The sequence below is a fragment of the Amycolatopsis sp. NPDC049253 genome, from assembly GCF_040678995.1.
GTDB lineage: Bacteria > Actinomycetota > Actinomycetes > Mycobacteriales > Pseudonocardiaceae > Amycolatopsis.
This window is the reverse complement of sequence record NZ_JBFAQX010000005.1, coordinates 112,820-138,289: the sequence shown is the minus strand read 5'-3', so window position 1 is coordinate 138,289 and position 25,470 is coordinate 112,820. Positions and strand designations below refer to the sequence as shown.

28 protein-coding genes and 1 tRNA gene are annotated in these 25,470 nt (G+C 70.7%); 14 read left to right on the top strand and 15 right to left on the bottom strand.

All coding sequences use genetic code 11. From position 1 onward, the window contains the following. Window positions 1-142: 142 nt before the first annotated feature. Window positions 143-997, top strand: a complete 855-nt coding sequence (glpR, locus tag AB0K15_RS13890) for a gephyrin-like molybdotransferase receptor GlpR (RefSeq protein WP_364049266.1) — start codon at window positions 143-145, stop codon at window positions 995-997. A gap of 72 nt (window positions 998-1,069) precedes the next feature. Then, a tRNA-Ala gene (locus tag AB0K15_RS13885) sits at window positions 1,070-1,142 on the top strand. A gap of 194 nt (window positions 1,143-1,336) precedes the next feature. On the opposite strand, the gene AB0K15_RS13880 is transcribed toward AB0K15_RS13885, so the two are convergent. From AB0K15_RS13880 to AB0K15_RS13870, 3 genes are all read right to left on the bottom strand, one after another. Next, window positions 1,337-1,855, bottom strand: coding sequence for a hypothetical protein (locus AB0K15_RS13880; RefSeq protein ID WP_364049264.1), 519 nt, complete (start codon window positions 1,853-1,855; stop codon window positions 1,337-1,339). Then, on the bottom strand, window positions 1,800-2,213 hold the full coding sequence (locus AB0K15_RS13875) for an N-terminal phage integrase SAM-like domain-containing protein (RefSeq protein ID WP_364049934.1): 414 nt from the start codon (window positions 2,211-2,213) through the stop codon (window positions 1,800-1,802). The genes AB0K15_RS13880 and AB0K15_RS13875 overlap by 56 nt, the downstream gene beginning before the upstream one ends. Before the next feature lie 332 nt (window positions 2,214-2,545). Next, window positions 2,546-2,734 carry a hypothetical protein gene (locus tag AB0K15_RS13870; protein WP_364049262.1) on the bottom strand — a complete coding sequence of 63 codons (189 nt, stop codon included), beginning with the start codon at window positions 2,732-2,734 and terminating at the stop codon, window positions 2,546-2,548. Window positions 2,735-2,793: 59 nt separating this feature from the next. Here AB0K15_RS13870 and AB0K15_RS13865 point away from each other — a divergent pair, with 59 nt between their 5' ends. Both AB0K15_RS13865 and AB0K15_RS13860 read left to right on the top strand, forming a co-directional pair. Further along, entirely contained in the window at window positions 2,794-3,168 is a 375-nt protein-coding gene (locus tag AB0K15_RS13865; RefSeq protein WP_364049260.1) for a hypothetical protein, read from the top strand. Between the two features lie 240 nt (window positions 3,169-3,408). Continuing rightward, window positions 3,409-4,035, top strand: coding sequence for a hypothetical protein (locus AB0K15_RS13860; RefSeq protein WP_364049258.1), 627 nt, complete (start codon window positions 3,409-3,411; stop codon window positions 4,033-4,035). 2 nt (window positions 4,036-4,037) lie between these two features. On the opposite strand, the gene AB0K15_RS13855 is transcribed toward AB0K15_RS13860, so the two are convergent. Then, a complete protein-coding gene (locus AB0K15_RS13855; protein ID WP_364049256.1) occupies window positions 4,038-4,526 on the bottom strand; it encodes a VOC family protein in 489 nt (162 codons plus the stop codon). A 33-nt stretch (window positions 4,527-4,559) separates the two neighbouring features. Next, the gene (locus AB0K15_RS13850; protein WP_364049254.1) at window positions 4,560-5,525 is read right to left on the bottom strand and encodes a LysR family transcriptional regulator; all 966 of its coding nucleotides are present in this window, start codon (window positions 5,523-5,525) and stop codon (window positions 4,560-4,562) included. 86 nt (window positions 5,526-5,611) lie between these two features. Here AB0K15_RS13850 and AB0K15_RS13845 point away from each other — a divergent pair, with 86 nt between their 5' ends. Genes AB0K15_RS13845 through AB0K15_RS13835 form a run of 3 tightly spaced genes read left to right on the top strand, consistent with a single transcriptional unit; the run spans window position 5,612 to window position 6,950 of the window. Then, window positions 5,612-6,211: a hypothetical protein gene (locus AB0K15_RS13845; protein ID WP_364049252.1), complete on the top strand. Its 600-nt coding sequence runs from the start codon at window positions 5,612-5,614 to the stop codon at window positions 6,209-6,211. Then, window positions 6,208-6,576: an SgcJ/EcaC family oxidoreductase gene (locus AB0K15_RS13840; protein ID WP_364049250.1), complete on the top strand. Its 369-nt coding sequence runs from the start codon at window positions 6,208-6,210 to the stop codon at window positions 6,574-6,576. The genes AB0K15_RS13845 and AB0K15_RS13840 overlap by 4 nt, the downstream gene beginning before the upstream one ends. Continuing rightward, a complete protein-coding gene (locus tag AB0K15_RS13835; RefSeq protein WP_364049248.1) occupies window positions 6,573-6,950 on the top strand; it encodes a VOC family protein in 378 nt (125 codons plus the stop codon). Before AB0K15_RS13840 ends, AB0K15_RS13835 begins: the two co-directional genes overlap by 4 nt. On the opposite strand, the gene AB0K15_RS13830 is transcribed toward AB0K15_RS13835, so the two are convergent. The 3 genes from AB0K15_RS13830 to AB0K15_RS13820 all read right to left on the bottom strand — a co-directional run bounded on the left by AB0K15_RS13830 (window position 6,951) and on the right by AB0K15_RS13820 (window position 9,841). Next, window positions 6,951-8,090 carry an adenosylhomocysteinase gene (locus tag AB0K15_RS13830; protein WP_364049246.1) on the bottom strand — a complete coding sequence of 380 codons (1,140 nt, stop codon included), beginning with the start codon at window positions 8,088-8,090 and terminating at the stop codon, window positions 6,951-6,953. Between the two features lie 148 nt (window positions 8,091-8,238). Next, entirely contained in the window at window positions 8,239-8,973 is a 735-nt protein-coding gene (locus AB0K15_RS13825) for a GNAT family N-acetyltransferase (RefSeq protein ID WP_364049932.1), read from the bottom strand. 139 nt (window positions 8,974-9,112) lie between these two features. After that, a complete protein-coding gene (locus AB0K15_RS13820; RefSeq protein ID WP_364049244.1) occupies window positions 9,113-9,841 on the bottom strand; it encodes a DUF2786 domain-containing protein in 729 nt (242 codons plus the stop codon). A 130-nt stretch (window positions 9,842-9,971) separates the two neighbouring features. On the opposite strand from AB0K15_RS13820, the gene AB0K15_RS13815 reads away from it, so the two are divergent. Then, entirely contained in the window at window positions 9,972-11,426 is a 1,455-nt protein-coding gene (locus AB0K15_RS13815) for an NAD(P)/FAD-dependent oxidoreductase (RefSeq protein WP_364049242.1), read from the top strand. A gap of 169 nt (window positions 11,427-11,595) precedes the next feature. On the opposite strand, the gene AB0K15_RS13810 is transcribed toward AB0K15_RS13815, so the two are convergent. Both AB0K15_RS13810 and AB0K15_RS13805 read right to left on the bottom strand, forming a co-directional pair. Further along, window positions 11,596-12,165 (bottom strand): TetR/AcrR family transcriptional regulator, encoded by a 570-nt coding sequence (locus tag AB0K15_RS13810; protein ID WP_364049240.1) that lies wholly within the window; start codon window positions 12,163-12,165, stop codon window positions 11,596-11,598. Continuing rightward, window positions 12,162-12,947 (bottom strand): SGNH/GDSL hydrolase family protein, encoded by a 786-nt coding sequence (locus AB0K15_RS13805; protein ID WP_364049238.1) that lies wholly within the window; start codon window positions 12,945-12,947, stop codon window positions 12,162-12,164. The genes AB0K15_RS13810 and AB0K15_RS13805 overlap by 4 nt, the downstream gene beginning before the upstream one ends. A 304-nt stretch (window positions 12,948-13,251) precedes the next feature. Here AB0K15_RS13805 and AB0K15_RS13800 point away from each other — a divergent pair, with 304 nt between their 5' ends. The 4 genes from AB0K15_RS13800 to AB0K15_RS13785 all read left to right on the top strand — a co-directional run bounded on the left by AB0K15_RS13800 (window position 13,252) and on the right by AB0K15_RS13785 (window position 16,110). Further along, window positions 13,252-13,854, top strand: a complete 603-nt coding sequence (locus AB0K15_RS13800) for a DinB family protein (protein ID WP_364049236.1) — start codon at window positions 13,252-13,254, stop codon at window positions 13,852-13,854. A gap of 156 nt (window positions 13,855-14,010) precedes the next feature. Beyond that, complete coding sequence (locus tag AB0K15_RS13795) at window positions 14,011-14,337, top strand: helix-turn-helix transcriptional regulator (RefSeq protein ID WP_364049234.1); 327 nt, start codon at window positions 14,011-14,013, stop codon at window positions 14,335-14,337. A gap of 742 nt (window positions 14,338-15,079) precedes the next feature. Then, complete coding sequence (locus AB0K15_RS13790) at window positions 15,080-15,979, top strand: NAD(P)H-binding protein (RefSeq protein WP_364049232.1); 900 nt, start codon at window positions 15,080-15,082, stop codon at window positions 15,977-15,979. Continuing rightward, complete coding sequence (locus AB0K15_RS13785; protein WP_364049230.1) at window positions 15,976-16,110, top strand: hypothetical protein; 135 nt, start codon at window positions 15,976-15,978, stop codon at window positions 16,108-16,110. Before AB0K15_RS13790 ends, AB0K15_RS13785 begins: the two co-directional genes overlap by 4 nt. 76 nt (window positions 16,111-16,186) lie before the next feature. Here the strand turns inward: AB0K15_RS13785 and AB0K15_RS13780 are convergent, their stop codons facing one another. Next, a complete protein-coding gene (locus tag AB0K15_RS13780; RefSeq protein ID WP_364049228.1) occupies window positions 16,187-17,329 on the bottom strand; it encodes a hypothetical protein in 1,143 nt (380 codons plus the stop codon). 237 nt (window positions 17,330-17,566) lie between these two features. On the opposite strand from AB0K15_RS13780, the gene AB0K15_RS13775 reads away from it, so the two are divergent. Continuing rightward, on the top strand, window positions 17,567-18,262 hold the full coding sequence (locus AB0K15_RS13775) for an MOSC domain-containing protein (RefSeq protein ID WP_364049226.1): 696 nt from the start codon (window positions 17,567-17,569) through the stop codon (window positions 18,260-18,262). 51 nt (window positions 18,263-18,313) lie between these two features. Here AB0K15_RS13775 and AB0K15_RS13770 read toward each other — a convergent pair whose 3' ends face one another. The 4 genes from AB0K15_RS13770 to AB0K15_RS13755 all read right to left on the bottom strand — a co-directional run bounded on the left by AB0K15_RS13770 (window position 18,314) and on the right by AB0K15_RS13755 (window position 23,536). Continuing rightward, window positions 18,314-19,888, bottom strand: a complete 1,575-nt coding sequence (locus AB0K15_RS13770; RefSeq protein ID WP_364049224.1) for a beta-N-acetylhexosaminidase — start codon at window positions 19,886-19,888, stop codon at window positions 18,314-18,316. Window positions 19,889-19,993: 105 nt separating this feature from the next. Further along, window positions 19,994-20,809: a helix-turn-helix domain-containing protein gene (locus AB0K15_RS13765; RefSeq protein ID WP_364049222.1), complete on the bottom strand. Its 816-nt coding sequence runs from the start codon at window positions 20,807-20,809 to the stop codon at window positions 19,994-19,996. Window positions 20,810-20,832: 23 nt separating this feature from the next. Then, entirely contained in the window at window positions 20,833-21,615 is a 783-nt protein-coding gene (locus AB0K15_RS13760; protein WP_364049220.1) for an alpha/beta fold hydrolase, read from the bottom strand. A 46-nt stretch (window positions 21,616-21,661) separates the two neighbouring features. Further along, window positions 21,662-23,536 (bottom strand): propionyl-CoA synthetase, encoded by a 1,875-nt coding sequence (locus AB0K15_RS13755; protein ID WP_364049218.1) that lies wholly within the window; start codon window positions 23,534-23,536, stop codon window positions 21,662-21,664. A gap of 205 nt (window positions 23,537-23,741) precedes the next feature. Between AB0K15_RS13755 and AB0K15_RS13750 the strand changes: the two genes are divergently transcribed. After that, the gene (locus AB0K15_RS13750) at window positions 23,742-25,469 is read left to right on the top strand and encodes a serine/threonine-protein kinase (protein WP_364049216.1); all 1,728 of its coding nucleotides are present in this window, start codon (window positions 23,742-23,744) and stop codon (window positions 25,467-25,469) included. Window position 25,470 lies beyond the last annotated feature (1 nt).

The following is a 25,470-nucleotide window of genomic DNA, read 5'->3' as shown; positions in this document are numbered from 1 at the left end:
CCCGATCACGCGTTACCACATACTGTGAGATTCACCTAATCCGGTGAGGCAATTTCGTGATCGGAACCGGCGAGTCTGCGTCTCCTGTGTGACTGTTGTGGCTAGCGTGACTACAGCAGAGGATCGGGGGAGGTGACGGGAGATGCCCAGCTCGGTGATCATCGTCGCGCTCGCCGCGGCATGGCTCGTCGTTCTCGTGCCCATGGTGGCTCGCAAGCGCCAGCAGGTCGCACGGACGCCGTCGTCCGCGCTCGCAGCGCGCGTCGTGCGCAGCGGGGGAGCTCGCAACGAAGGACAGGAGGAGTTCGCCGTGTCCGAAAGTGCGAAACCTTCGGTGGAGGACGACCTCGCCGAACTCGAGGCGGAGCTCGACGCCGACCTCGAAGAGGAAGAACCGGAACCCGAGCCGCTGCCCCAGCCGGCGGCCGACGTGCGCGACGAGCCCGCCCGCTCGCGCCCCGGCTACCGCCCCGGCCGCGGCGGCTTCGACCCGGAGGCGGCGGAGATCGCCGCGCGGGCGAAGTACGCGTTCCGTCAGCGGATCGTGGTGATCCTGCTGATCCTCGCCGTCGCGTCGGCCGCCTTCGCGGGTTTCGTGATGTCCGTGGTGTGGTGGGGCAACGCCGTCGTGGACGTGATCCTGGTCGGGTACCTCGCGTACCTGCGCCGCCAGGTCCGCATCGAAAACGACATCCGGCAGCGGCGCATGGCGCGGTATTCGCGGGAGGTACGGGAAGCTCGGGAGCCCCTTCCGGCACCGCGCCGTACGGAGCGTCCCGCCGCTGCGGCCTCCGCTCCGGCTCCGGTCGCTTCGGAAGAAGACGACCACGTCGAGGTCGTTTCCCCCACGCCCCGCGAGATCGTGGAACGCAAGCCGTCACCCATGTCCCGCATCCGCCGCCAGGCCGTCGTGGTCGACCTCGACGACGAAGACCCGGCCTTCGAGGAGCTCGACGAGCCCGGGACCAGCCCGTACCGCCGGGCGGTCGGGGAGTGACCCCCCGCGTTCGGTGCTCTTGGGGTAGCTGATACGCTCTACGAGCACTGAACAAGGGGCTCACGCCTCTGAGGGGCTGTAGCGCAGTTGGTAGCGCGTCTCGTTCGCATCGAGAAGGTCAGGGGTTCGATTCCCCTCAGCTCCACAGCAGGTCAAAGGCCGTCCACAGTAAAGTGGGCGGCCTTTTTTGTTGCCCTGATAGCAGCAAAGTACCGCAGTGGCCCTACTCATCGAGGCTCTCGCCAAGGCGCTTGAGCGCGTCCCGCGTCTTCTTCGACGACGCCTGCGAGTAGATCTCCATCGTCATCGAGAACTGCGCGCGCCGCAAAATGCGCATGATCACCCGAGGGTGCACGTCCAGGTCGACCAGCAGCGTGCCTCAGGACCGCCCGCCATCGTGAACGGTGATCTTCCGGACCCCGCAGCGCGTGACCCGGTTGTTCCCGGGCCAGTTGAAGCTCCGGGGGTCGATCGGCAGCCCGTACTTCGTGGTGAATACCAGGTCGTTCGGGTGCCAGGCCGGCTCAGCACCCGCTGGTCCGCGCGCTGCTCCCGCCGGCGCTTCTCCAATGCGGCGACGACGATGGACGGCAGCGGCAGGGTGTCGTCCGAAGCGGCCGTCTTCGTGTCGCGATAAAGGAGCTCGCCGCCGGCACGCCGGAGCTGGTGACTGATGGCCAACTCGCCGTTGCCGAAGTCGAGCGCTCCCCGTGTGAGCCCCATGATTTCGCCCTTACGCGGACCGAGCACCACGGCGAGCACGTAGCCGGCGTACATCGGGTCACGGGCATCGCGGGCCGACTCAAGGAACTTTCGGGCCTCTTCGCTGGTCCACACCGTTCGCCTGCGCTTGCGCACGGTCGGGAGCGTCACCGGGTCTGCGACGTTCCGGCTGATGAGCCCCTCGCGGAGGGCGTGGTTCAGCGCCGCCCGCAGGCACGCACGAATGTCGAGTCCGTGGCGACGGTGCGTCCTTGTAGCACAGGCGGGCGCTCAGCGCGCAGCACCGGCGGCGCTTCTCGTCTCTCCGCTCGTCCTTGACGTTGATCCACTTCTGTACGTCACGCACGCCGAGCTTGTCCAACCGCTGGTTGCCCAATGTCGGATTAATGCAGAGCCGGACGCACAGCTCGTAGTTGACGTATGTCAGCGGCGCGCGGTTGGGCTTGATCACCTCCGTCAGCCAGTAGTGCAGGTACTCGCTCACACGCGGCATCGACGTCGCCACGGGTCCGTTCTTGGCTGCCCGATGAAACTTTCTTGTAGCACCGACTGATATTCCGTATCGAACGCGAATATTAATCGTTGCGTCGCGGAAGATACTAACTTCGGCCGTTCTGCCAGAGAATGTCACTGATCGAGCTCATGCTTCGACGGGCTTCAAGAGATTTAAGATCTCTCTGGCGCCGCCCAAGGTCAGTAGGTGGGTCGAGGTGTGGGAGTTCCTCGCTTCTTGGCCTCGGCTGTGGGGTGGCATCCGGTGCGTACCGTAAGGCTGAAACCGTAGGCGCGAAGGATGGCGTCGGCTGCGGCCTGCGCGGCTTCCCATTACGGGACGGAAATTATTCCGTCGGCTACCCAATTCGGCAGCCCGCGTTCGGCTGCATCGAAGGTACGCAAGCCGTCGTTCACGGTGGCGAACTCGTTTCCGCAGCCGGATCCGGAAATTTCGTCGGTCTGGCGCCACTTGAGGCCGGGGACGATCGCGCGGAGCTGTGTGCGCAACTTGGCGTACATTTCTTCATGCTGAGCGACGGCCTGATGGTGGCGGTGCCGTTGTCAGTTATCTGGTAGCGGTGTTTGCGGGCGAGTTCTTCGGCTCCGGCGATGGCGTGCTGGACACCGGTGATGGCGTCGGCGGCCTGTCCGATGGATTTGCTGACGATACTGGCCCCGGAGGCAAGCTTGTCGACGCGGACCATGAGGTCGCGGTGAGCGGAGTTCGCATTGTCTGCGGCTGGGCCGGACCAGTCCGCGACAGGGGCCACCTTGCCGAAGTCGCCACCGGAGTGGGTGAGGGCTTGGAGCCGTTGTTGTGCGGTCTGGAAGATTTCGTCGAGCTGGCCGGTGTTCCAGCGTTTGACGTCGGGCACGCTGACCATTATTGCGGTCCCCGCATTTTGCCGGCGCGGTTGACGGCCGTGTGTGCGGAATGGTCACTTGCTTGGTAGGAGCGCGCGGCGGTGGCGAGGTCGCCGCCGCCGCGTTCGGTGTCCGCGCACCACGCTGTGAACGCCGATTCCCACGAATGGGCGAACGCCGAGGCTGCCCCGGCCGCTGCGCCGCCGGGTAATGCACCGGGCAGCTGGCCTATTGGGTCGGCGCAGTGGGCGTCACGGAGTGCTCCCGCCGCGTCGCTCGCGGCCTTTCCGGCGGCCCGTAGCTCGGACCAGACCACCGAAGACCGATCCGTGCCCGAGCCGCCGCCCTTGCCCGTTGTGCAGCAGGCCGTTCCGGACATCGAAGCGCGGTCCGAAGTGGACAGTCGACGGCGGCCCGGGCGCGCCGTGAAACCGCCACGTCCGCTCACCGGCCGGGAGATCGAGCTGTTGTCCTCGCTGGACCGGCTGGTCGCCACGCCGCGCGAGGCCAAACGGCTGCTCAACCTGTACCGGATGCTCCGCTCGACCCGGGATCTGTCCGAGGCGTCGCGGTTCCTCGGTGAAGACGGGGAACCCGGCGAGTGCCAGGTGGTCGTCGCGCTGCTCGGCTTGCAGACCGCGCCGGTCCACCTGCTGGGCAAGGCGCTGGACGGCCCCGCCGACGTGAGCCGGTCGATCCGAGGTGGTCTGGCCCGCCGTTCGAGCGAAGCGACGTGGGCCGAGTTCGTCGCCGATTGCGAGCCCCGGCGTGAGGGTGAGCGGTGGCGGAACGCGATCGGCGGCGTCCTGAGCGAGGACGAAGCACGAGACTGGCTGCGGATGCACCGGGGGCTTGCCCAGGCGTCGGCCACGCTGGAGGTGGACCGCCTGGCCCACTTCCAGAAGTGGGTTCCGGTGATCCGCCGGTTCTCCTTCGTGCTCTCGCCGGCGGCCTGACCTCAGGCCGGGATGCGGACCGACTCACCCGGCGTGTCGGCGCCGAAGCGGGAGATGTCCGTGGCCAGGTCCAAGGGGCCGTTGTGGGCGCGGTCGGCGGCCGTGATCTGCGACTGCGGGACCAGCCAGCAGATCTCGAACTCCAGGCCGTCCGGGTCCTTGGCGTAGAGGGCTTTCGTCGTGCCGTGGTCGGTGGAGCCGACGAGGGCGCCGGCGGCCTGCAGGGCGTCGAGGGAGGTCTGGAGGTCCGCGAGGGTGGGGACTTCCCACGCCAGGTGGTAGAGGCCGACGGAACCCGAAGGGGCCGCGGTGGCGTCCGGGAGGGTGAACAGGCCCAGGTCGTGGTCGTTGTGGGAGTCGGGGGCCTGGAGGAAAACGGCGCGGTCCGAAGTGTGCACCGCGCGGAAGCCCAGGACGTCGACGTAGAAGGCGCTGCTGCGGGCGGCGTCGCGGACCCAGAGGACGGCGTGGTTCAGGCCTCGGATCGGCATGGTGACTCCTTCACGGCAACGACAATGGCAACTTCACAGTGGCAACGCGAACGCGGAACCGCCGCCGTGCCACCACTTCCGGTAGAACCGCGAGTCCTCGACCAAGGCGAGGTACCCGGCGTCGATCTTGGCACAGATCTCGTTCACCAGCGAAGCGATCGGGGAGTCGGTGCGCCACGCGAGGACCAGCTCGCGGTAGAGCGGGTTGCCGGTCAGCGACACGGTCGCGATGCCGGTGCGGTCGGTGCCGATGGGGTAGAGCAGGCAGATCGCGCGGCCCTCGGCGGTGAGGGCGAACGCGACGTGCGCTTCGTTCGTCAGGTGCGTGATGCGCTGGTCGAAGCCGGCCGACGCGCACGTGCGGGCGAAGAACTCGTTCATCCCGCTGTCGTCCGGGTCGGGCATCACCCACTTCTCGCCCGCCAGGTCGGCCAGCGCGACCTCGCCGCGCGCGGCCAAAGCGTGGTCTTCCGCGACGCCGATGAAAAACGGTTCCCGCAGCAGCAGGCGGTGTTCGACGCCGGCGGGCGGGATCAGGGGGAAGCCCGGGAACGCGCGCATCACGGCGACGTCGAGCTCACCCGAGCGCAGCAACGCCGTCAGCGCGCTGGTTTCGCGGATCGTGCGGCTGGTGACGTCGCGCCGGGGCAGCATGGTCGTCAACGTGTTCACCAGCAGGCTGAACTGCTGTGCCGGAATCCCGCCGACGCGCACGGGTGCGCCTGCTTCGTGTTGCGCGTTGAGGCGCGCCGCGCGTTGCAGGGCGTCGAAGCCGTGCAGCACTTTCTGGGCGTCGCGCACCAGCTCCGTGCCGGTGTGGGTGGGCAGCACGCCTTCGGCCGAACGGACGAACAGCGGTCCGCCGAGGAACTGCTCGATCCGTTTGAGCTGCGTGGTCACCGCCGGCTGCGTGAGGTGCAGGCGAGCCGCGGCTCTGCGCAGGCTGCCGGCCTCGGCGATCGCGACCACGAGCTCGAGGTGCCGGATTTCCAGGCGCATGGGGAAAACATTATCGCCGGATGCAATAGGGCCGATCCCGTGATGATCATGGCCACACCGCATCGCGCCTGGTTACGGTGCCGGGCGTGACATCTCTGGTCCCCGTTCCGCTCATCGGGAAAACGACACTTCCCGTGCTGTTCTCCGACGAAGTGCTGCAGCGGTTCCTCGACGCCGCGGCCATCGAATACGCGTTCATCACCCCCGAGGAACCGAGACCGTGTTTCGCCGTGCTGCTCGGCACCTTCGCCGAAGACGCGCTGATCGTCTCGGACCTCGCGTTCGGCCGCAACGCGCGGGTCACCGACCCGAGCGCGCGCGAGGAGTTCGCGACCACGATCGTGCCGAAATTCGGCTCCGCGTATGAGAATTCGGTGCGCGCGTGGTGGCTCGATCCCGCCGATCTGCTGCGCATCACGCGCGAGGCCGATGCGCGTGGTCTGGACGTGCTCGGGTCCGTCCACCTGCACCCCGACTGGCACCGCCTCGGGCCCGAATGCGAACGCGGCCGCCCGCTCAGCGAACGCCCGACGCCGATGGACGCGTACGTCTTCCGCAGCGCGGGCTGGCCGCTCAACGTCGTCTGTTACCTCGAACGCCGGCACGGCGACTTCTACTACTCGCTGGCCGCCTGGAACGGCGACTGCGAATCGCTGCCACTGCGCGTCGGGATGGTGACGACGTGAACGAGTCGATTCGCGCCCTCTGGCGCACCATGGCCGACGGCTGGGCCCGCGGGGACGCAACGCAGTTCGCCTCCGTCTTCGCGTCCGACGTCGACTTCGTCAACGTGCGCGGCGAAGCGCTTGTGGGCCGCGAAGCTGTGGAGACGGGCCACGCGCAGCTGTTCGCCACGGCCTACCGCGGCACCACGTTGTCCGCCGAAGTCACGCTGATCCGCCGCCTGTCGCCGGAGCTTTCGCTCGTGCACGCGACGTCGGAGATCGGGCCCGCCGGCGTGGTGACCCACGCGCAAGCCGTGGTCCGCCACGACGGCGAGCCGATGATCGCCGCCTTTCACAACATGATCCCGAAGGGACCCACCGCATGACCCGCCCCCGCCTGCGTCACCTCGCCTTCGTCGTGCAGGACGCGAAGCGCATGGCCGCGTTCTACTGCGAGCAGTTCGGCATGGAGCTGTTCCACACCGACCCCGACGGCAGCCACTTCGTGACCGACGGCTACCTCAACCTGGCGCTCATCCAGCAGCAGCTCGACGGCGACGTCGCCACCGGCTTCAACCACTTCGGTTTCCAGGTCTCGGAAATCCCGCCCATCGCCGAGAAGCTCGCCGAAGCGGGCGTCCCCCGGCCGGTGCTGCGCGGCGGGGACCGCCCGTTCGCCGAGTACCGCGCGATCGACCCGGAAGGCAACTGGTTCGACCTGTCCGAGCACGGTTTCCTGCCGCCGGGCCTCGAGAAGTAGCTAGCGCAACGCGGCCACGAGGTCGGTCGCGATGCGGTGCTCCACGTCCGCGGGCACGGGTTGCACCTCGTCGGCCAGCCCGCCCGCGGCGACCGCGGCGAGGCTGCGGGCCTGCAGCGTGAGGCCGAGGTCCATGGCCTGGATCGAGTTCCCGTTGGCGGCCGTGAGGTTGAGCATCCGGCCCTGGTCGAGCAGCACGATCTCGCGGCCGTCGTCGAGGACGTGGCCCGTGCGTCGCGAAGGCGCGCCGTACTCGATGGTGCGGACGGTCTTCTCGACGAGTGCCGCCCGGTCGATTTCCCACGCGAAGTGGCCGACGCCGGCCAGCACCGCGCCGTCGCGCAACGCCGCGAGCTCGGCCGCGCCCAGCACGCCCGCGTGGCCGGTGGCGGTGAACACCAGCTGCGCGTCGGCCACGACCTCGGTGGCAGTGCCGACGCGGTGGCCGTTGAGGATCGCCTCCAGCGCGCGCATCGGGTCGGTGTCGCAGACCGAAACGCGCGCGCCGAGCCGGCTCAACGTGTCGGCGACGCCCTTGCCGCAGGGCCCGTAACCGAGCACCGCGGCCCGCATCCCCGGCACCATGAGGTTGGTGGCGTTGAGGAAGCCCTGCACCACGCTCTGCCCGACGCCGAACTCGTTCTCCACCAGGAGCTTCAGCCGCGAGTCGTTGATCACGACCACGGGCTTGCCGAGCCGCGCTTTCGTTTCGCGCAGCCGGATTCCACCTGTGGTCGTCTCCTCGGTGCCACCGAGGTAACCCGCCGGCGTGCCGGAGCCGAGGAGCGAAACGGTGAGGTCGCCGCCGTTGTCCAGCGTGAGGTCCGGCTCGACCTCGAGCACGCGCTCGATGTTGCGGGCGTGCTCGGCCTCGCCGTCGCCGCGGCGGGTGAACACGGCGACGCCCAGCTCACCCAGGGCGTCGGCGACGTCGTCGTGGGTGGTGCCGGGCGAGCCGGTGAGCCGCACGTCGACGCAGGCGCGCACGAGCAGCGTGACCAGCGCGGCGGTTTTCGGCTCGACGTGCAGGCACATCGCCAGCCGCTTGCCGGCGAGCACCGGGGTCAGTTCGGCGACCGCCTGCGCGGTGAGCGGCATGTGCTTGAGAGCCCAGGCCGTGGCGGGATGGGTTTCGGGCATGACTGTGTTCCTCTTCGGTTGTGGGTGACGTTCGAACGGGGACGGAAGACGTCGTCAGCCATAGAAGTCACACCGGTAGGAGTGGTCGCCGAAGATCGGCGTCACGAGCTCCTGCCGACGAGTGCACACACCACCACGATAGCCGAGGTCAGAGCGGGTGCTCCAGCCACACGTTCGGCTCCACGTACACGCCGAGGTCCTGCGCCACCGACCCCAGCACGGGCGCGATCCCGCCGGGCACGGTCGTGAGGCCGTCGCCGGGCCGGACCCCGGTCCAGTCCTCCCACTGGTCCAGCGTGCCGGTGACGGTCATCGCGAACGGCGCGATCTTCACCAGCCGTGCGCCCAGCCGTTCGTGGTTGCGCAGCCACGGATCCGCCGGCCGGCCCTGCTCGTCCCGCCGGGCTACGTAGTCCACAATGGACTCGACCGCGTGGTCCGCCTTGCCCGTCGGACGCACCGGCACCACGAGCCGTGACAGCCCTGCGCGCCGGGCCCGGTTCTTCAGCTCCGTGAGGGCCAGCGCCGCGACGCCCTGGCCCCGCGCACGCTCGGCGACGTTGACCTCCAGCGCCACCAGCGTGGTCGGCTCGCGATCGTCCATCACGTCCTGTGCGGCCCACAGCAGCGCGCCGTCCCAGCCGTGGTCGGGCAGCTCGGTGCGCTCCTCGGTCGGGTACGCCACGGGGATCGCCGCCGCCCGGGCCACGGGCACGTCGTCTTCCAGCAGCACCAGGAAGAACTCCGGCCAGTGCGCCGCCAGCCTCGCGGACGCCGCGAGGTCGCCGATCACATCGTGCGCCAGGAACTCCCCGCCGACCACGCCCAGTTCCAGCGCGGGCCGGCGCAGGTCCGGACGCGTCGTGAGGTCCTCGACGCGCACGGCCGCCTCGCGGCTCACGACCGGGCACCGCTTCTCCCGCCGGACGCCGAGGGTGGCTCCGGGCGAGGGACGAGGTGACCGGCAACGTTCATGTCTCGCAGGGTAAACCGCGAATCCTCGGGACAGCCCCAGAATGTGGTCACCGCACCGGCAGGGCCTGCCTGCGCCGGGCCAGTGCGGCCGGGTCGAGCGTGGCGCGCGTGCCCGCCTGATGGCCTTCGCGGTACCCCGAACCCGAGAGCCTGCGCGGCGCGGCCGCGCGCAGGTCGCCATACTCGCGGTCGAACGCGCTTTGCACGAGCGTGTTCCGATCGCGCACCACCAGCTCGGCCGACTGCCCGCCCGAGCCCGGGTGCTCGCGCGCCGCCGTGTCCTCCGCCCGCACCAGCCGATCGTGGACGGCGCGCGCGAAGCCGTGCAGCCACGTGCGCCGGTACGCGGCGAGGGATTCGCGGAACACCCGGTCGTCGGGCCGCACGCGCGTGAGCTGGGTGCTCGCCTGCAGCAGCAGGCTCGTGAACAGCAGTTCCACCCGCCCGAGGTCGGACTTGAAGCCGAACACCGTGACCGCGTCCACGCCCTGGCCCACGCGGTGCAGCAACGTGCGGCAGCGCAACGGGTACGCGATGTTCGTGAGCAGGCTCGCCTTGTCACGGCTGTACGGGTTTTCGATGGGGATCTTCAGCACGGTGATGTCGTCCGAGCCCTGCCCGGCGGCGGCGAGCATCGCGTTGTCGATGCCGTACCGGGCGATCAGCTCGGCCGCCTTCGTGTTGTACAGCTCGGCTTCTTCCGCGGTCACCGCCGGGTCTTCGGCCTTCGCGAGCAGCTTGCGGATGCGCTCCAGCTGCGTGTCGTGGGCGGGCATGATCCCCCTCTCCTGCTGGGCCGGGCCCGGGCGGGCCGGCGTGGGGTCCAAGGTAGGCGCGGGGTACGACAATATTCGATCAGGTGTTCGGACGCGTGGCAGGGTGCCCGCGTGTCGATACGATCCGTGAGTGGATTCTCGCGCTGACGCCCCTGACGCGGTGGTCGTCGGCTCCGGCCCCAACGGCCTGGCCGCCGCCGTGCTGCTGGCTCGCGCCGGTCTCGCGGTCGACCTCCACGAAACCGCGCCGGAGCTCGGCGGGGGCGCGCGCTCGGCGCGGCTGTTCGACGCCGACGTGGTCCACGACGTCTGCTCGGCGGTGCACCCGATGGCTGTCGCTTCGCCGTTCTTTCGGGGCTTCGACCTCGCCGCGCACGGCGTCGAGCTGCGCCGGAGCGAAGTCGCGTACGGGCACCCCGTCGACGAGCGCCGCACGGGACTCGCGTACGCGGACCTCGACCGCACCTGCGCGCGGCTCGGCCCCGACGGTGAACGCTGGCGCCGCCTGATGGGACCGCTCGTCGAGCACACCGCCGAGATCACCGACCTGCTGCTCGGCGATCTCCGGCATCCGCCCCGACCCTCCGTCGCCACCTTGCTCGCGCCGCGGATCCTCGCTCTGGGCACCGGCGTCGACGAAGTCCTGTTCCGCGGTCCCGAAGCCCCCGCGCTGCTCGCCGGCGTGGCGGCGCACCCGATGGGCCGGTTGCCGTCGTTGGCCGGCGGGGGCACGGCCCTGCTGCTCGGGCACCTCGCGCACGCGGGTGGCTGGCCGGTTCCGCGCGGGGGCACGCAGGTGCTCACCGACGTGCTCGCCGCCGATTTCGTCGCGCACGGCGGCCGCGTCCACACCTCCAGCCGTGTCACGGACCTGCGGGAGTTCGCGAAGGCGCGCGCGGTGCTGCTGGACGTCAGCCCGCGTGGCCTGCTCGAACTCGCGGGTCCCTTCGCACCGGCCGGGTACCGTCGCGCGCTCGAGAACGTGCGCTACGGACCGGGCGCGGCGAAGGTCGACTTCCTCGTGTCGGAGCCGATCCCGTGGCGTGAGCCGGAGCTGGCCGGGGCCGCGACCGTCCACATCGGAGGGACGGCCGCGCAGGTCCGCGCCGGCGAGAACACCGTGGCCGGTGGCCGTCGCGCGGAGGAGCCGTACGTGCTGCTGGCCCAGCCGATGGCCGCCGATCCCTCGCGCGGGCTTTCCCACAAGCAGCCGATCTGGGCCTACGCGCACGTGCCCAACGGCGATCGCCTCGACGCCACCGACGTCGTCCGCCGCCGCATCGAACGCTTCGCCCCGGGGTTCAGCGACACGATCCTGGCCTCACGCGGGGTTTCCGCGGCCGAGCTGGAGAACTACAACGCGAACTACGTCGGCGGCGACATCTCCGGCGCCGCCGTGACCCTGCGGCAGCTGCTCGCCCGCCCGGTCGTGCGCTGGAATCCCCACACGACCCCGTTGCACGGCGTCTACCTGTGCTCCAGCGCGACCCCGCCGGGCCCCGGTGTGCACGGCATGGCCGGCCTGCACGCCGCGAAAACCGCGCTGCGCAAGGAGTTCGGCCTCTCACTGCCGGCCGGCTGGTGATCAGCCGCCCGGGCGCACCATGCCCGTCTCGTACGCCACGACCACGCCCACCCCGCACACCGGGCGGTTCGTCCGGATGGCGTCTGGCGCGAATGGTCACCCGTTCGGCGTTGCTCGGCGGGGAGCGCCCGAGGCCGGGGAGGAGTCCGGAGCTGCTTCCCGCCGAGCGTCAGCCCAGGTACGCGTCGAGTGTCACCGCGAGGGCCGATTCCGGAGACGGCGCGAAGCTGGCGCCCGCCAGGCCGCCCCACAGCCACAGCTGCGCGAGTCCGTGCAGCGCTGCCCACAGTGAAGCCGCGACGAGCCGCGGGTCGGTGCCAGGCTTGAGCCGGTCGTCGTGCGCGGCTTCGCGGTCGAGGCGCACGAGGTCGGCGAAGTAGTCGAAGACGGCGCTGCTCGCGGCCACCAGCCCGGGTTCGGCCGGGTCGATGAGGTCGCGGCGGAACATCAGCTCGAACATCGCGGGGTTGGCGAGGGCGAAAGCCACGTACGCGTGGCAGGCGGCCGTCACGCGTTCGCGCGGGTTGCCTTCGGGCAGCCTCGCACCGCGTTCGAGCAGCTGCGCGAAGCCGAGCGTCGCGACGGCCGACAGCAGCTCGGCGCGGCCCGAGAAGTGCCGCAGGGGCGCGCCGTGGGAGACGCCGGCGGCCTTCGCGATGCCCCGCAGCGTCACGGCGTCCACGCCTTCGTCGGCGAGCAAGGTCTCCGCGGTGGTGATCAGCCGCTGGCGGGCACTCATAGCTGCGCTTCGGAGAACGCGACGGGCAGCAGGTCGGGGCGCTTGGGGAAAAAGCCGTCGCCGGGCGAGCGGCCGATCAGGCGATTGTGCAGACGGGTGACGGCGACCGGCACGACCTCCTGCCAGAACCACCGCAGGTCCGCACGCAGGCTCGGGCGCGCGGGGGAGCCGGGGAGCGGGTTGAGCCAGCCGGCGTCGTGGCCGATGTGGAGGCGGTCGAGCACGTGGCCGGCCACGCGCAGGTGGCCCGCTTCGGACAGGTGCAGCCGGTCGGGGCCGAAGTAGCGCGAGTCGTGGGCGGCGTGGTCGGGCCACAGGTCCACGAGCTTGGCTCCGTAGCTCACCGACGCCTCGCGAATGGCGTCGTTGAGGGCTGTCACGCGCGGGTGCATGCGGGCGCCGAAGGGCATGCGGTGGGCGATGTCGCTCAAGGTGAAGGTGACCACGGTGGGCGCGATGTGCGTGCACCGGCGGATCGCGGCGTCGACGCGGCGCGCGACGGTGCGGGCGTTCCAGCCGCCGCTCATCACGTCGTTGCCGCCGCCGAACAGGGCGATCAGGTCGGGCTCGTGGCGCTCGGCGGCGGGCAGCTGCTCGACGATGATCTGCTCGAGGCGCCGGCCGCGCACCGCGAGGTTGGCGTAGCGGAAATCGGGCTCGTCCCGCGCGAGGCGGCCAGCGACGAAGTCCGCCCAGCCGCGGTACTGGCTGTGGTCCGGGTACGGATCATCGAGCCCTTCGGCGCAGCTGTCGCCGACGGCGACGAATTTCTGAAAGCCCATGTCGATCTCCGTAACCCGCGGTTCACCTTGTAGACACTGTCTATCAAACTCGAGTAGACGGTGTCTACGTGAGGTTCACTTCTTCGCTGTCCTGTCCGGCTGAACTTGTCGGGTGTCCGGGGGTACTTGTCGGGGGTCCTCAGGCGGCAGGCGGCGCCTGTGAAGCTCGAGAGAATGCCGCCTTGCCGACGCTTGCTCTGGTGTCCGGCGAGGGCACCGCCTGCCGGGGTGGAGTGGTTCGAACTCGCGTACGCCGACGAGCGCGGTGAGCTGCGGATACCTCGACCCATGGCAGGCTCGCGTCATGATCGAGGATGTCGCGAAAGAGTACTTGCACAGCGATCTGCGAGAGCTCCGCGAGGTGATGCTCTGGAAGCTCGAAGGGCTGGGTGAGTACGAGATCCGCCGTCCCCTGACCCAGACCGGAACCAACCTTCTCGGGTTGGTCAAGCACCTGTCGCTCTCGGAGTCTCGGTACTTCGGCGAGGTCTTCGACCGGCCGTTTCCCGAACCCCTGCCTCGATGGGACGACCTCGGGCAACGCGGCGCTGACATGTGGGCCACCGAGCACGAGACATGTGAGGAGGTCATCGGCCGCTACCGACGCGTTTGGGAGCACTCCGACGCGACAATCGCGGCTCTGGACATTGATTCGCCGGGTCACGTGCCCTGGTGGCCGCGACCTCATGTGATGCTGTTCAACGTTCTGGTCCACATGCTCACCGAGACCAGCCGGCACGCCGGACACGCCGATATCCTGCGCGAACAATTGGACGGCTCGACCGGGACGGCCACCGACTACGCCACCCAGCAGCGCGACGCGGCATTCTGGGAAATCCGGCGCAACCAGATCGAGCAAGCCGCCGCAGCAGCCATCGTCAAGCCCGATCACGACCTCCGGCCATAGCAGCGAGACAGTCACGAGAGCGCAGCGACTTGCCAGGGCGGACCGCACGTCAGTGCCTCAGCAACCGTCAGGTTCGTCCGGACAGGACATTCGCGGGGTTCCGAGGTTCCCGTGTCGGTTTTGCCGAGATATATCGTTCGGCGATATGTTGATGGCATGGCGATGTCCGAGCAGGCTTTCTTCATCCTCACCGCGCTGGTCGGCGAGCCGCGGCACGGCTACGGCATCGTCGGCGAGGTCGCGGAACTGTCGGAGGGGCGTGTGAAGCTCAAGGTCGGCACGCTGTACGGCGCCCTCGACCGCCTCACCGCGGAGGGCCTCGTGGAGCACGACCGCGAAGAGGTCCTGCAGGGCAGGCTGCGCCGCTACTACCGCCTGACCCGCTCAGGCGCCGACGCGGTCGCCGCCGAGGCAGCCCGCCAACACGCCAACGCCGAGGCGGCAACGGCCCGCCTGCGCGGCTGGCAGGCGAGACACGCGTGAACTTCGCTGGCTGGGGGGAGTGACGGAATTGGCGAGGCGGTGCCGAGCCGTCCTGCGGCTCTATGCCGCGGTGGTACCGGGGGCGCTGGGAGGAGGACGTGGTCGCGACCGTCCTGGCGGATGAGCTGGGACGGGTCGGGATCGGCGCCGGAAACCCTTTTGTGAGGGGAGAAATCGTCGGCGGCGACGGTGTGGACGTCGATCGCGGTTCGGGTAATGGCCTGACTGCGGGGAATTGGCGGGCAGCGGGTGCGCGGAGGCGCCTGGGTTCGGGCGGGACGGGTTGGTGCGGGGCGCCGGGCGACCCGTGGCCTCAGGCGAAACAGCCGGCGAGGCTGTTTGCACTGCGGGGCCGGGGCAGCAGTTGTCCGCCGATGACGCGGCCGATCGCCGCGCGTATGCCGGAGATGAGCTGGAGGGTGGCCTCGCCGGTGCGGCCACCCCTGGGCACGGGAAACCCCATCGCGCCAACCGAGTACGCCGCCGAGTTCGGGCGGCCCGCGTTGGCCGAGGTGGCGAGCGTCGCAGCGTTGGTGTTGCGGCTCAGGCTCGGGGGTGGCGGCGCGCCTGAGCGGTCGTTGGTACGGGCTCACGCTGGTGTCGCTGTTCCGGCCGCCGGCGCACGGCAGGCCGGCGACGTTGGCGCCGTCGTTGCTCGGGACGGCGGTCTCGGTGGTGCGGCTCGCGGAGGTGCCTGGACCTCACCTCGTTCCCCGGCTCCGGTGGGGTGGCGGCCGCGGCGTTGATCGGGGGTGTGGTGGTGCTCGCCGTGGCGGTGGTGGTGTCCGTGTGGGCGCCGCGGCCGGGCGGGAGGGTGGGTGAGGGGCGCTGGACCGTGCGGAGCCCCTCCGCGATGATCTTCGCCATGAAGATCCTTGTGGTGGGTGGAAGCGGCTTGCTGGGACACCACGTGCTGGAGCAGCTGAGGCTGCGCGGGCACGAGGCGACCACGGTGGCCCGCACGCCCCGCGAAGGCGTCGACCGAGTCCTCGACGTCACGACGGCCTCGGAAGACGACCTGCGCGAGCTCCTCGCCGGCCACGACGGCGTGGTGTTCGCCGGCGGCAGCGACGACCGGAGGGTCGACAAGGGACCGGTCGCGCCGCGGCTGCACGCGGGCAACGTCGCGCCGGTGGTCGCCCTGCTGAAGGCGGCGCGCGAGGTCGGGTGCACGAGGGCGGCGGTGCTCGCGTCGTACTACACGTACTTCGACCGCGTGCACCCGGAATGGGGCCTGGCGGCGAAGCACCCGTACGTGCGCAGCCGGATCGAGCAGGCGAAGCTCGCCCGCGAGAGCGCCGGGCCGGACCTGCCGGTGGCGATCATCGAGGTGCCGTACGTGTTCGGTGTCGCGCCCGGGCGGGTGCCGGAGTGGTCGGTGCCGGTGGTGAAGTGGGTGCGGTCCTCGGCGCCGCTGTTCGCGCCCCGGGGCGGCAGTGCGGCGACGAGTGCGCGCGGTGTCGGCATCGTCACCGTCGACGCACTCGAGGACGGCTCGGGCGCGGACATCCCCGTGGTCGAGGAAACCTGCGCTGGACGGACATGCTCACCCGCATGGCCGGCGCCGCCGGAAAGCCTCGTTCGGTCCGCACGCTGCCCGCCGGCGTCGTCCGCGCGATGTTCCGCCTCGGCGGTCGCGTGAACGGCCTCACCGGCAAGCAGCCCGGGCTCACCATCGAGCACCTCGACGGCCTGTTCCTGCGCGAGCTGTTCGTCGACCCGCCCGTCCACCGCTCGGTCGACGAGGCCATCCGCGAGACGGCGAAAGCCTGACCGCACAAGACGGCAGGGCTCGCAACGGTGCGTCCGCGCCAGCCGGGGGTCCGCCGGGCCGGCCGCGAGCGCGCGCTCACGCCGTCATCCGGCCCGCGACGTCGGCGATCAGGGCGAGCCGGTCGCGCTGGGGCTGGATGAGGGATTCGAGCTGCACGCTCGCTCCGTCCTGGATGTCGGCGCTGAGCGGATCGGTGTCGGCGTCGATCCGGCCGATGTGCCACTCCTCGATGTTGCCGATCCCCAGCTCGACGCTCAGCTGCGTGCGAAGCTCGGCCAGCTCACCGGCGCTGTAGGTCAGTTCGGCGCCGACGGTGGCCAGTTTGCGGGCGTGGAGGTGCTCCCAGTTCTCCACGATCGGCCGCGCGTGGTCATGGGCGTCGAGCAGGTGCTTGACCGCGACTTCCCAGCCGTGCGGCGGATCGTCGAGGTCCGACCAGGCCCGGTTGATCCGGGCGAAGGCTTCGGCGACTTCGGGCCAGGCGGACGCGGCGGCGCGCAGCACCGGCGTGGCCGCGCGCCGGTAGACCGCCTTCGCCCACAACGTGCGAGCCACGTCGAACTCGTCGCAGACCAGGCGCCGTTGCTCGTCATCGGTGTCGCCGCGCTCGGGCATGGCCGGTTCCGGCTCGTCGCCGGTGAACTCGGCGAAGTGGAACTTCACCCGATCGACGGGCTGGCCGCCGGCCGTCATCCGGGTGGCCTTGATGAACTTGTCGTGGTGCGGGATCGGGGAGTCGTCGCCCGCTTCGGCGAGCACGACCTCCTTCGGCTGCCGCGCTTCCCACGCGGCCTTCTCCGCTCGCACCGCTTCGAGGGCCTGTTCGGCCTCGAGGGCTTGGCGGGCAGCCAGATCCTCGGCGCTCGGCGGGGCCAGCTCGGTCATCAGCGCGGTGATCTCGGGCGGCAGCCCGACGCGCCGCGTTCCGTCCGCGTCGAGGTAGGAACCCTCGACATCAGGCTCGAAAGCGCTGCGGCGGTTGTGCAGCAGCATGCTCGTCAGAGCGGGCGCGTGCTGCTGCCACGCGGCGTGGCACCGCGCTGCTTCGTCGGGGTCGGTGAAACAGCAATACGCGACGTTGCGCCCTTCGGCGCCGGGCTCGAGCGCGTCGTCGCGGACGCGCACGGAGGAATACGGGCCGTAGGGCATCACTGAAGCGATGTCGTCGCGCGAACGTCGCGAAGCCCGAGACTCGCCGCGCCGGGGCCACAGTCTCATCGTCGGAACCCTCCTTCCGGCGTGCAGTTGTGCTCCAGAGCACACCGCAGGTCTCCCCGAATCAAGATCAATCGGCTCGTGTCGCCGCCGAAACGACCGAATTCGGCCGATCGCACCAGCCGGGCGGGGCCGGGTGCCGACTGGGCTCGCGCGGTTCTGCGACGTTCGGCGCAAGCGTTTGCGAACGGCGGTCGAAACCGCCTGACCTGCGGTGGGCCGCGTGCTAGCTTCGCGTGGGTGACCACCCTCGAACTCGCCGGTGTTTTCGTCGGCCGCCCCGCCGTGCTCGGGCAGCGGCGGGAACGGCCGGTGCTCAGCGCGATCGTGAAGGACCGCGTGGCCGTGCCCGAGCTGGAGCTCACGCGGCTGAACCTCGATGGCGACGAGCAGGCCGACCTGCGGGTGCACGGCGGGGTCGACAAAGCCGTTTACGTCTACCCCGCCCAGCACTACGCGGCGTGGGCGGCCGACGGGTTCGACGTCGAACTCGGGGCGTTCGGGGAGAACCTCGCGGTGAGCGGCGCGGATGAGACGCGCGTACGGATCGGCGACGTCTGGGAGTGGGGCGACGCGCGGCTGCAGGTGTCGCAGCCGCGGCAGCCGTGCTTCAAGCTGGCCATGCGGACGGGGCGCAAGGACGTCGTGCCCACGATGATCGACTCCGGGCGGTGCGGCTGGTACCTGCGGGTGCTGCGGCCGGGTCGCGTGCCGACCTCGGGGACTGTGCGCGTGGTCGAGTCCGATCCCGCGGCCCCGACCGTGGCCGAGGTGCACCTGATCGCCTTCGCCAATTTCGCGCAGCTCGAGCCGCGCATCGCGAAAGCGGGAGTCGAACGCGCGGAGAAGATCCTGGCGACGCCCGCGCTGTCGCCGTCGTACTCCGGCGGCATCCGTTCGTCGGTCGAGCGCTGGCGGTTGCGCAACGCGGGCTGAAAAACGGCCCCTCCCCCGAGAAACCCGGGGAAGGGGCCCTACGTCAACGAACTACTTCCAGTCCACCTGCGGGGAACGGTAGAAGTCGATCCCCTGCGCCACCCAGCGCGGCGCCTGCTTCGCCAGCCGCACGCGGTAGGTGTCCCAGTCGCGCCCGGACTGCTGCGACCAGCCGATCTCGGCGAGGCCCGGCAGGCGCGGGAACGCCATGTACTCGATGTTGTCGTTCGTGCGGATGGTCTCCGTCCACAGTGGAGCCTCGACGCCGGCCACGGAGCTCTCGCCGACACCCGGCACGAACGTCGCGGGATCCCAGTCGTAGGAGTCCTTGACCTCGACGAGGCCGGCCCAGTCCTGGCCCAGCGGCGTGTCCTCGGTGTACTTCATGTCGAGGTACGCGTGGTTCGACGGCGCCATCAGCACCTTGCCGCCGCGCGCGGCGAACGCGGCGAGGTCGGGGTTCGCGCCGCCCTGGTCCCAGTACTCCGGCATCGCCGTGGCGGGCAGGTCCGACTTCGCGATCTCGTGCCAGCCCGTGATGAGCTTGCCGTACTTCGTGACGAGCGGGTTCACCTTGGCGTAGAAGGCTTTGTAGTCCGGGTCGGACGTCGAGTGCGCCTCGTCGCCGCCGATGCCGAGGTACTTCCCGGGCGTGATGGCCGCCAGTTCGCGGATCACGTCCTCCACGAACTTGTACGTGGTCGGCGAGTCGATGCACAGCGAGCTGTAGCCGACCTCGGTGTCAGTGCGCGGCGGGACCGCGACGCCGTCGCAGTTCAGCTCCGCGTACACCGACTGGGCCGCGTTCGTGTGACCGGGCATGTCGATCTCCGGCACGATCGTGATGTGCCGCGACGCCGCGTAGGCGACGATGTCCTTGTACTGCGCCTGCGTGTAGTAGCCGCCGGGGTCGCCGTACGCGGCGCCCTTGCCGCCCTCGGTCGCCAGGCGCGGCCAGCTCTTGATCTCGATGCGCCAGCCCTGGTCGTCGGCCAGGTGCAGGTGCAGGGTGTTGATCTTGTACTGCGCCAGCTGGTCGATGTACGTCTTCACCTGCGTGGGGTTGAAGAAGTGGCGCGCGACGTCGAGCATCGCGCCGCGCGTGCCGAAGCGCGGGTAGTCGAGCACGGTGCCGCCCGCGATCGTCCACTTGCGGAACTGCACGCTCTTCGCCTCGATCGCGGACGGCAGCAGCTGCCGCAGCGACTGCACGCCCTCGAACAGGCCGTCGGCGGTGTTGGCCTTCAGTGTCACGCCCGACTTCGCCACGGACAGCTGGTAACCCTCGGTGCCTACGCGGCTGTCGGCGTGCCCCAGGTCGAGGGAGATGGCGGGCAGGCCGGCGTTGACCGGCACGACCGGCAGCGGGTAGCCGGTGGCGGGGCGCAGCAGGCCACGCAGGTAGTCGGCCACCTGGTTCGTACCCTTGCCCGCGCGGATGACGGTCAGCGGCGACAGGGTGAAGTTCGCCTTCGGGTCGGCCTTGGCCTGCACGGGCAGCGGGACGATGTCGGTGACGCTGCGTTCGGGCGCGGCGGTCGCGGCCGTCGCCGACGCCGGCAGGCCGAGCGCCGCGAGGCTCAGCACGGTCGCCCCCAGCACGGCTCTGGACAAGCACTTCCTCACGGACTACCTCCGGTCGGGGAGAAGACAGATCCTAAGAGGTATAGACCACTAGGCAGGCCGCGGACAACAGCCGAAAGGATCGCCCGCACCCGACTTCCCGCCCCGTCACGCCCATCGCGAACGGGCCGGTGCGGCCGGCCACGCGACGTCGTCGATCGCCAGCCACGGCGCCACCGCCACGGCCGCGGGCGTCAGTCCCGAAAACGCCCTCACCTCGTGGTGCAGGTGCGACTGGTCCGCGAACCCGCTCTCCACCGCGACGTCGGCAGGCGCCCGCCCCGACGCCAGCAGATGTGCCGCGTGGTCGAACCGCACCAGGCGAGCAGCGCGTTTCGGCGTGATGCCGAGCTGTGCCCGGAACCGCGACCACAGCCGTTTGCGGCTCCAGCCGACCTCGTCGGCCAGCCCTTCGACGCGCGCGAGTCCCCGGGCCGCCAACGTCTGCCGCCAGCTCTGGGCCACCTCCGGATCGACGCGGCGGGACCCCAGCCGCCGCCTCAGCAGCTCGGCCGCGAGCGCGAACCGGTCGTCCCACGATGCCGCCGTGCGCAGTCGGTCCTCCCACCGCGCGGCGTCGCGGCCCACGACGTCTTCGAGTGGGACGACCCCGCTCAGCGTGTCCCCGAGCACCGCCGTGGCCACGGCCGGTTCCAGCCGGATCTGCAAGCACTCGCCGATCCGGCCCGCGGCCCGCAGCTCGCCCGGGCACAGCCCGACGACGACGCTGCCGCGCCCACGCCGTCCGAACGCCTCGTAGCCGAGGCCGTCGCTCAGATCCACCAGCACCGTGACGGCCGGGTGCGCCACCATCGTGATGTCGACGGGCGCGGGCACCGCCTGCCGGAACCCGGCCATGCGGATGCCCGGCAGCCGTCGCGGCGGGACCGCGATGTCCACACCCGTCCAGTCGAAGGCCTGCACGTGACCACGCTAGGCGTTGCGGGTCACAGGCGGGTTGCCGCGAAGGCCAGCAGCAGCTCACCGGTCTTCCCGGCCTCCTCGACGAGCGGCACGTGCCCGACGCCCGGCAGGTACTCGACGTGCGCGACGGCGTCGTAGTCGCGCGCCGACGACGGGTCCCACCGCGGGTCCGCCGCGCCGAAGACCACCAGCGCAGGCACGTCGAGCGCCGAAAGCCGCTCGGGCAGATTCCGCTCGGCGAGGTACGCGCCGTTGTGGTGCAGCACCTGCCGGAACGCGCGATAGGTGGTCCCGCGAAGCTCGGTGACCATGTCGTCCGGGATGGCCACCGGACGGGCGATCGTCGCCCCGATTCCGCGGCGGATCACCGCGTCCGACCGCCGCCGCCACAGCAGCGGGCCGAACGGCGGCGCCAGCAGCAGCCGCAGGATCAGCGGCTGCGGCAGGAGCGCGTCGAGCCGCGGGCCGGTGCTGACCAACGCGAGCGAGCCCACCAGGTCCGGCCGCTGTTCCGCCAGCGAAGTGGCGACGTAGCCGCCGCTCGAATGCCCGGCCACGACGACGTGGGCCAGGCCGAGCTCGTCGAGGACCGCCGCCACCCGGCTCGCCTGCCGCGGCACGGCGAACGACGGCGGCGGCGTCGACCGCCCGCAGCCGGGCAGGTCGACGCGGATGACGTGGTGGCGCTCGGCCAGCGCCGGCACCACCTCGCTCCAGGAGCCGCTCGTGGCTCCCGAGCCGTGGATGAGCAGCAACGGCGGCGCGTCGGCCGGGCCGTCGTGGACCACGTGCAGGTAGTCGTTCATACCGGCGACGATGCGCCTGCGCACCGCCGCCCGTCTTGGAGAAATGTCAGCGCCGAAGCACCGTCCGCAGCGCGTCGAGCACCGCCGGGTCCTCGATAGTGGACGGCACCGGCTCCTCGCGCCCGTTGGCGATCCCCCGCATGGTCTTGCGCAGGATCTTCCCCGAACGCGTCTTCGGCAGCGCCTCGACCACAGCGACGTCGCGGAAGGCCGCCACCGGCCCGACGTCGCGGCGCACCACCGCCACGAGTTCGTCGCGCAACTGGCCCTCGTCGACGTCCACGCCCGCCTTCAGCACCACGAACCCGCGGGGCACCTGGCCCTTGAGCTCGTCGGCGACCCCGATCACGGCGCACTCCGCCACGGCCGGGTGCGACGCGAGCGCGGCCTCCATCGACCCCGTCGACAGCCGGTGGCCGGCCACGTTGATCACGTCGTCGGTGCGGCCCATCACGAACAGGTAGCCGTCCTCGTCGAGGTAACCGGAGTCGCCCGTGAGGTAGTAGCCGGGGAAGCGCGACAGGTAGGCCTCGCGGTAGCGCTCGTCGTCGCCCCACAGCGTGGGCAGCGAGCCGGGTGGCAGCGGCAGCTTGATCACGATCGCGCCTTCGCGGCCCGCCGGCAGTTCGTCGCCGCCCTGGTCGAGCACGCGCACGTCCCAGCCCGGCACGGGTTTCGTCGCCGATCCGGGCTTCACGGGCATCGGTTCGAGACCGCGCGGGTTGGCGGCGATCGGCCAGCCCGTTTCCGTCTGCCACCAGTGGTCGATCACCGGCGTGCCGAGGATGTCGCTCGCCCAGTGGTAGGTCTCGGGGTCGAGGCGCTCGCCGGCGAGGAACAGCGTGCGGAACGCGGCCAGGTCGTACTTCTTGAGCTCCGCCGCGCCCGGGTCGATCTTTTTCACCGCGCGCAACGCCGTGGGCGCGGTGAACAGCGCCTCCACGCCGTGCTCGGCGATCACGCGCCAGAACGCGCCGGCGTCAGGAGTGCCGACGGGTTTGCCCTCGTAGAGGACGGTTGTCGCGCCGATCAGCAGCGGCGCGTAGACGATGTAGGAGTGCCCGACGACCCACCCGACGTCGGACGCCGTCCACCAGGTGTCGCCGGCGTGGATGTCGTAGAGCGCGCCCATCGACCAGGCCAGGGCGACGGCGTGGCCGCCCGCGTCGCGCACCACGCCCTTCGGCTTCCCGGTGGTGCCGGACGTGTACAGGATGTAGAGCGGGTCCGTGGCCTTAACCGGCACGGGGGCGGCCGGTGCCGCGGTCTCGACGAGGTCCACCCAGTCCAGGTCCGTGCCCGAGAGCTCCGCGGGCGCCTGCTCGCGCTGGAACACCACGACGTGGTCGGGCCGGTGCTCGGTCAGCTCCAGCGCCGCGTCGATGATCGGCTTGTACTCGACCACCCGCGTCGGCTCGATCCCGCACGACGCGGCCAGCACGAGCTTCGGCTTCGCGTCCTCGATGCGCGCGGCGAGCTCCTTCGGCGCGAAGCCGCCGAACACCACCGAGTGCACCGCCCCGATCCGCGCGCACGCGAGCATCGCGACGACGGCCTCGGGGATCATCGGCAGGTAGAGGATCACGCGGTCGCCCTGCGTGACCCCGAGCGCCTTGAGCGCGCCCGCGAACACCGCCACCTCGTCGCGCAGCTCGGCGTAGGTGTAGCGCCGCTTCTGTTCCGTGACCGGCGAGTCCCAGATCAACGCGGGCTGCGCGCCGCGGCCGCCGTCGGCGTGGCGATCGAGCGCGTTGTACGCGGTGTTGAGCTCCCCGTCGGGGAACCAGCGGTAGAAGGGCTCACGGGAGGCGTCCAGGGCCTTCGTCGGTGGCTTCGTCCAGTCGATCGCCCTCGCCGCGTCCAGCCAGAACCCCTCGGGATCGTCCAGGCTGCGCCGGTAGGTCTCGGAATAAGCGCCCACGGTGTCTCCCTCGACAGCGTCACTCGATCCGGTCGGCCGGACCGTCACTCATGATGGCCCTGGCGAGGGTGTCGTGCAGGTTTCGCGACGGTCACGACCCGCCGACCCGGCAACCCCGCGAAGGCGGTGTGCGTCCTAAGCTGGACCACGGAGTTCGGCCGCGTGGCGGTATCACGTGACCACGGAGAGTGAGGGGAACCAGGCGGTGAGCGGATTCGCGAGCGCGCTGCTCTCGTTCGCCCACACCCTGTTCGGCCCGGGGTTCTGCCCGGGTGACTGGGTCTGGGCGACGACCACAGCCGGTGCGCTCGTCGCGCTGTTCCCCGCGCTGGGGGCGCTGGTGGTGGCCATCGTCCGCAAGGGCACGGGCAACCGCTACGACGCGACGACGCTCACCGTGTTCGGGTTGATCGGCGTGGTCAGCGTGCTGGTGCTGCCGTGGCTGCTGTCCAACGGCATCTCCGAGACGTTCCGCGCGATCAACGAGGGCCGCAGCGGCGGCCTGTCGCACGCCGAAGCCGCTTCGCTGAGCACCAGCTACTGCTTCGCCGGGGTGCAGAAGACGTACTTGGGCGGGGGCAGCAACGTCTTCGAGGCGCTGTTCTACAACCAGGGCCTGAAGCTGTCGTTCGGGATCTACCTGCTCGCGTTCACGGTGCTGCCCGCGGGCTCGCTGCTGTTCGTGATGCTGCAGGCGCGCACGGCGTTCCGGCGCGGGCCGAAGTGGCCGTCGCGGTTCTTCTGGATCCCGTTCGTGGTCATGGCGGTGGCGAGCGTCGGGATGACGGCCAACACGGCCGTGCACTTCTGGCTCGGGTTCCTGCCGTTCAGCGTGCTGGGGCTGATTCCGGTCGGCCTGGTCGGGCCGCCGCCGTGGTCGGTGATCAACCGGCCGGAGCCGCGTCCGGAGCCGCGGCGGGAGCCGGAGCGTCCGCCGGTTTCGCAGGTCGCGCCGCGTCCGCAGCTGCCGCCGCCCCCGCCGCCTCCGGTGAACAAGCCGTACCCGGCCACCGCGCTGGCTTCCGCGCCCGAGCCCGGGTTGCTGGCCGCCGCGCCTGGTCCGGTCCCGCCGCCGCCCGGCTCACGCGGAGCCGGCGGGAGTCGTTATCGCCGCGTCCGGCGGCTCGGTCACGGCGGGTTCGGCACGGTCTGGGAAGCGGTCGACACCCAGCTCAACCGCACCGTGGCGCTCAAGATCGCGCACGCCCCCGACCGCGACACCGAGGAGCGGATGCAGCGCGAGGCCCGCGCGCTGGCCGCGGTGAACCACCCGAACTGCGTGAAGGTGTACGACCTCGTCGAGGAGCCCGACGGCCTCGCGCTGGTCATGGAGTACCTGGAGGGCCGCCCGCTCGCCGAGGTCGTCGACGGCCAGGGCCCCCTCGACGACGTCGCGGCCGGCCGCCTCTGGTCCACGATGGCCGGCGCCCTCGTCGCGGCCCACGAGAAGGGCGTGCTGCACCGCGACATCAAGCCGTCCAACATCGTCCTCGACCCGGCCGGTCTGGCGCACCTCATCGACTTCGGCATCGCCCGCAGCCAGGGCGACTCCAAGATGACCGCCACCGGCATGATGATCGGTACGCCCGACTTCGTCGCCCCGGAACAGGCCATGGGCGCCCAGGCCAGCCCGGCGTCCGACGCGTGGCAACTCGCGGCCACCATCAGCTACGCGCTGACCGGCCAGCCTCCGCGGGGGACCCGCGAGACGCCGATGGCGGCGCTGATGGCGGCTGCTCGGGCCGAGCCGGTGTCCCGGCTGCCGACGCGGTCCGCGCACGCGCGGATCTTGGGCGCTTCGCTCGATCCGGAGCCCCGCCGTCGTCCGACGCTGAACGCGGTGCGCCGCGAGGTGGAGGGCTGGCTGTCGCGCGCCGGGAAGTCTCCGGACGGGCCGGTCACGCAGATCGTCCCGCGGCGGCTGCACCGCTGAA

Excerpts from the sequence above, each read along its gene's own strand:
- AB0K15_RS13835 (WP_364049248.1), top strand. The coding sequence starts at position 6,573 with ATGACCCGCCCCCGCCTGCGTCACCTCGCCTTCGTCGTGCAGGACGCG.
- AB0K15_RS13820 (WP_364049244.1), bottom strand. The coding sequence starts at position 9,841 with ATGCCCGCCCACGACACGCAGCTGGAGCGCATCCGCAAGCTGCTCGCG.
- AB0K15_RS13870 (WP_364049262.1), bottom strand. The coding sequence starts at position 2,734 with ATGTACGCCAAGTTGCGCACACAGCTCCGCGCGATCGTCCCCGGCCTC.
- AB0K15_RS13805 (WP_364049238.1), bottom strand. The coding sequence starts at position 12,947 with ATGGGCTTTCAGAAATTCGTCGCCGTCGGCGACAGCTGCGCCGAAGGG.
- AB0K15_RS13830 (WP_364049246.1), bottom strand. The coding sequence starts at position 8,090 with ATGCCCGAAACCCATCCCGCCACGGCCTGGGCTCTCAAGCACATGCCG.
- AB0K15_RS13780 (WP_364049228.1), bottom strand. The coding sequence starts at position 17,329 with ATGAGACTGTGGCCCCGGCGCGGCGAGTCTCGGGCTTCGCGACGTTCG.
- AB0K15_RS13795 (WP_364049234.1), top strand. The coding sequence starts at position 14,011 with ATGGCGATGTCCGAGCAGGCTTTCTTCATCCTCACCGCGCTGGTCGGC.
- AB0K15_RS13800 (WP_364049236.1), top strand. The coding sequence starts at position 13,252 with ATGATCGAGGATGTCGCGAAAGAGTACTTGCACAGCGATCTGCGAGAG.
- AB0K15_RS13875 (WP_364049934.1), bottom strand. The coding sequence starts at position 2,213 with ATGCCGCGTGTGAGCGAGTACCTGCACTACTGGCTGACGGAGGTGATC.
- glpR (WP_364049266.1), top strand. The coding sequence starts at position 143 with ATGCCCAGCTCGGTGATCATCGTCGCGCTCGCCGCGGCATGGCTCGTC.
- AB0K15_RS13855 (WP_364049256.1), bottom strand. The coding sequence starts at position 4,526 with ATGCCGATCCGAGGCCTGAACCACGCCGTCCTCTGGGTCCGCGACGCC.
- AB0K15_RS13760 (WP_364049220.1), bottom strand. The coding sequence starts at position 21,615 with ATGAACGACTACCTGCACGTGGTCCACGACGGCCCGGCCGACGCGCCG.
- AB0K15_RS13810 (WP_364049240.1), bottom strand. The coding sequence starts at position 12,165 with ATGAGTGCCCGCCAGCGGCTGATCACCACCGCGGAGACCTTGCTCGCC.
- AB0K15_RS13850 (WP_364049254.1), bottom strand. The coding sequence starts at position 5,525 with ATGCGCCTGGAAATCCGGCACCTCGAGCTCGTGGTCGCGATCGCCGAG.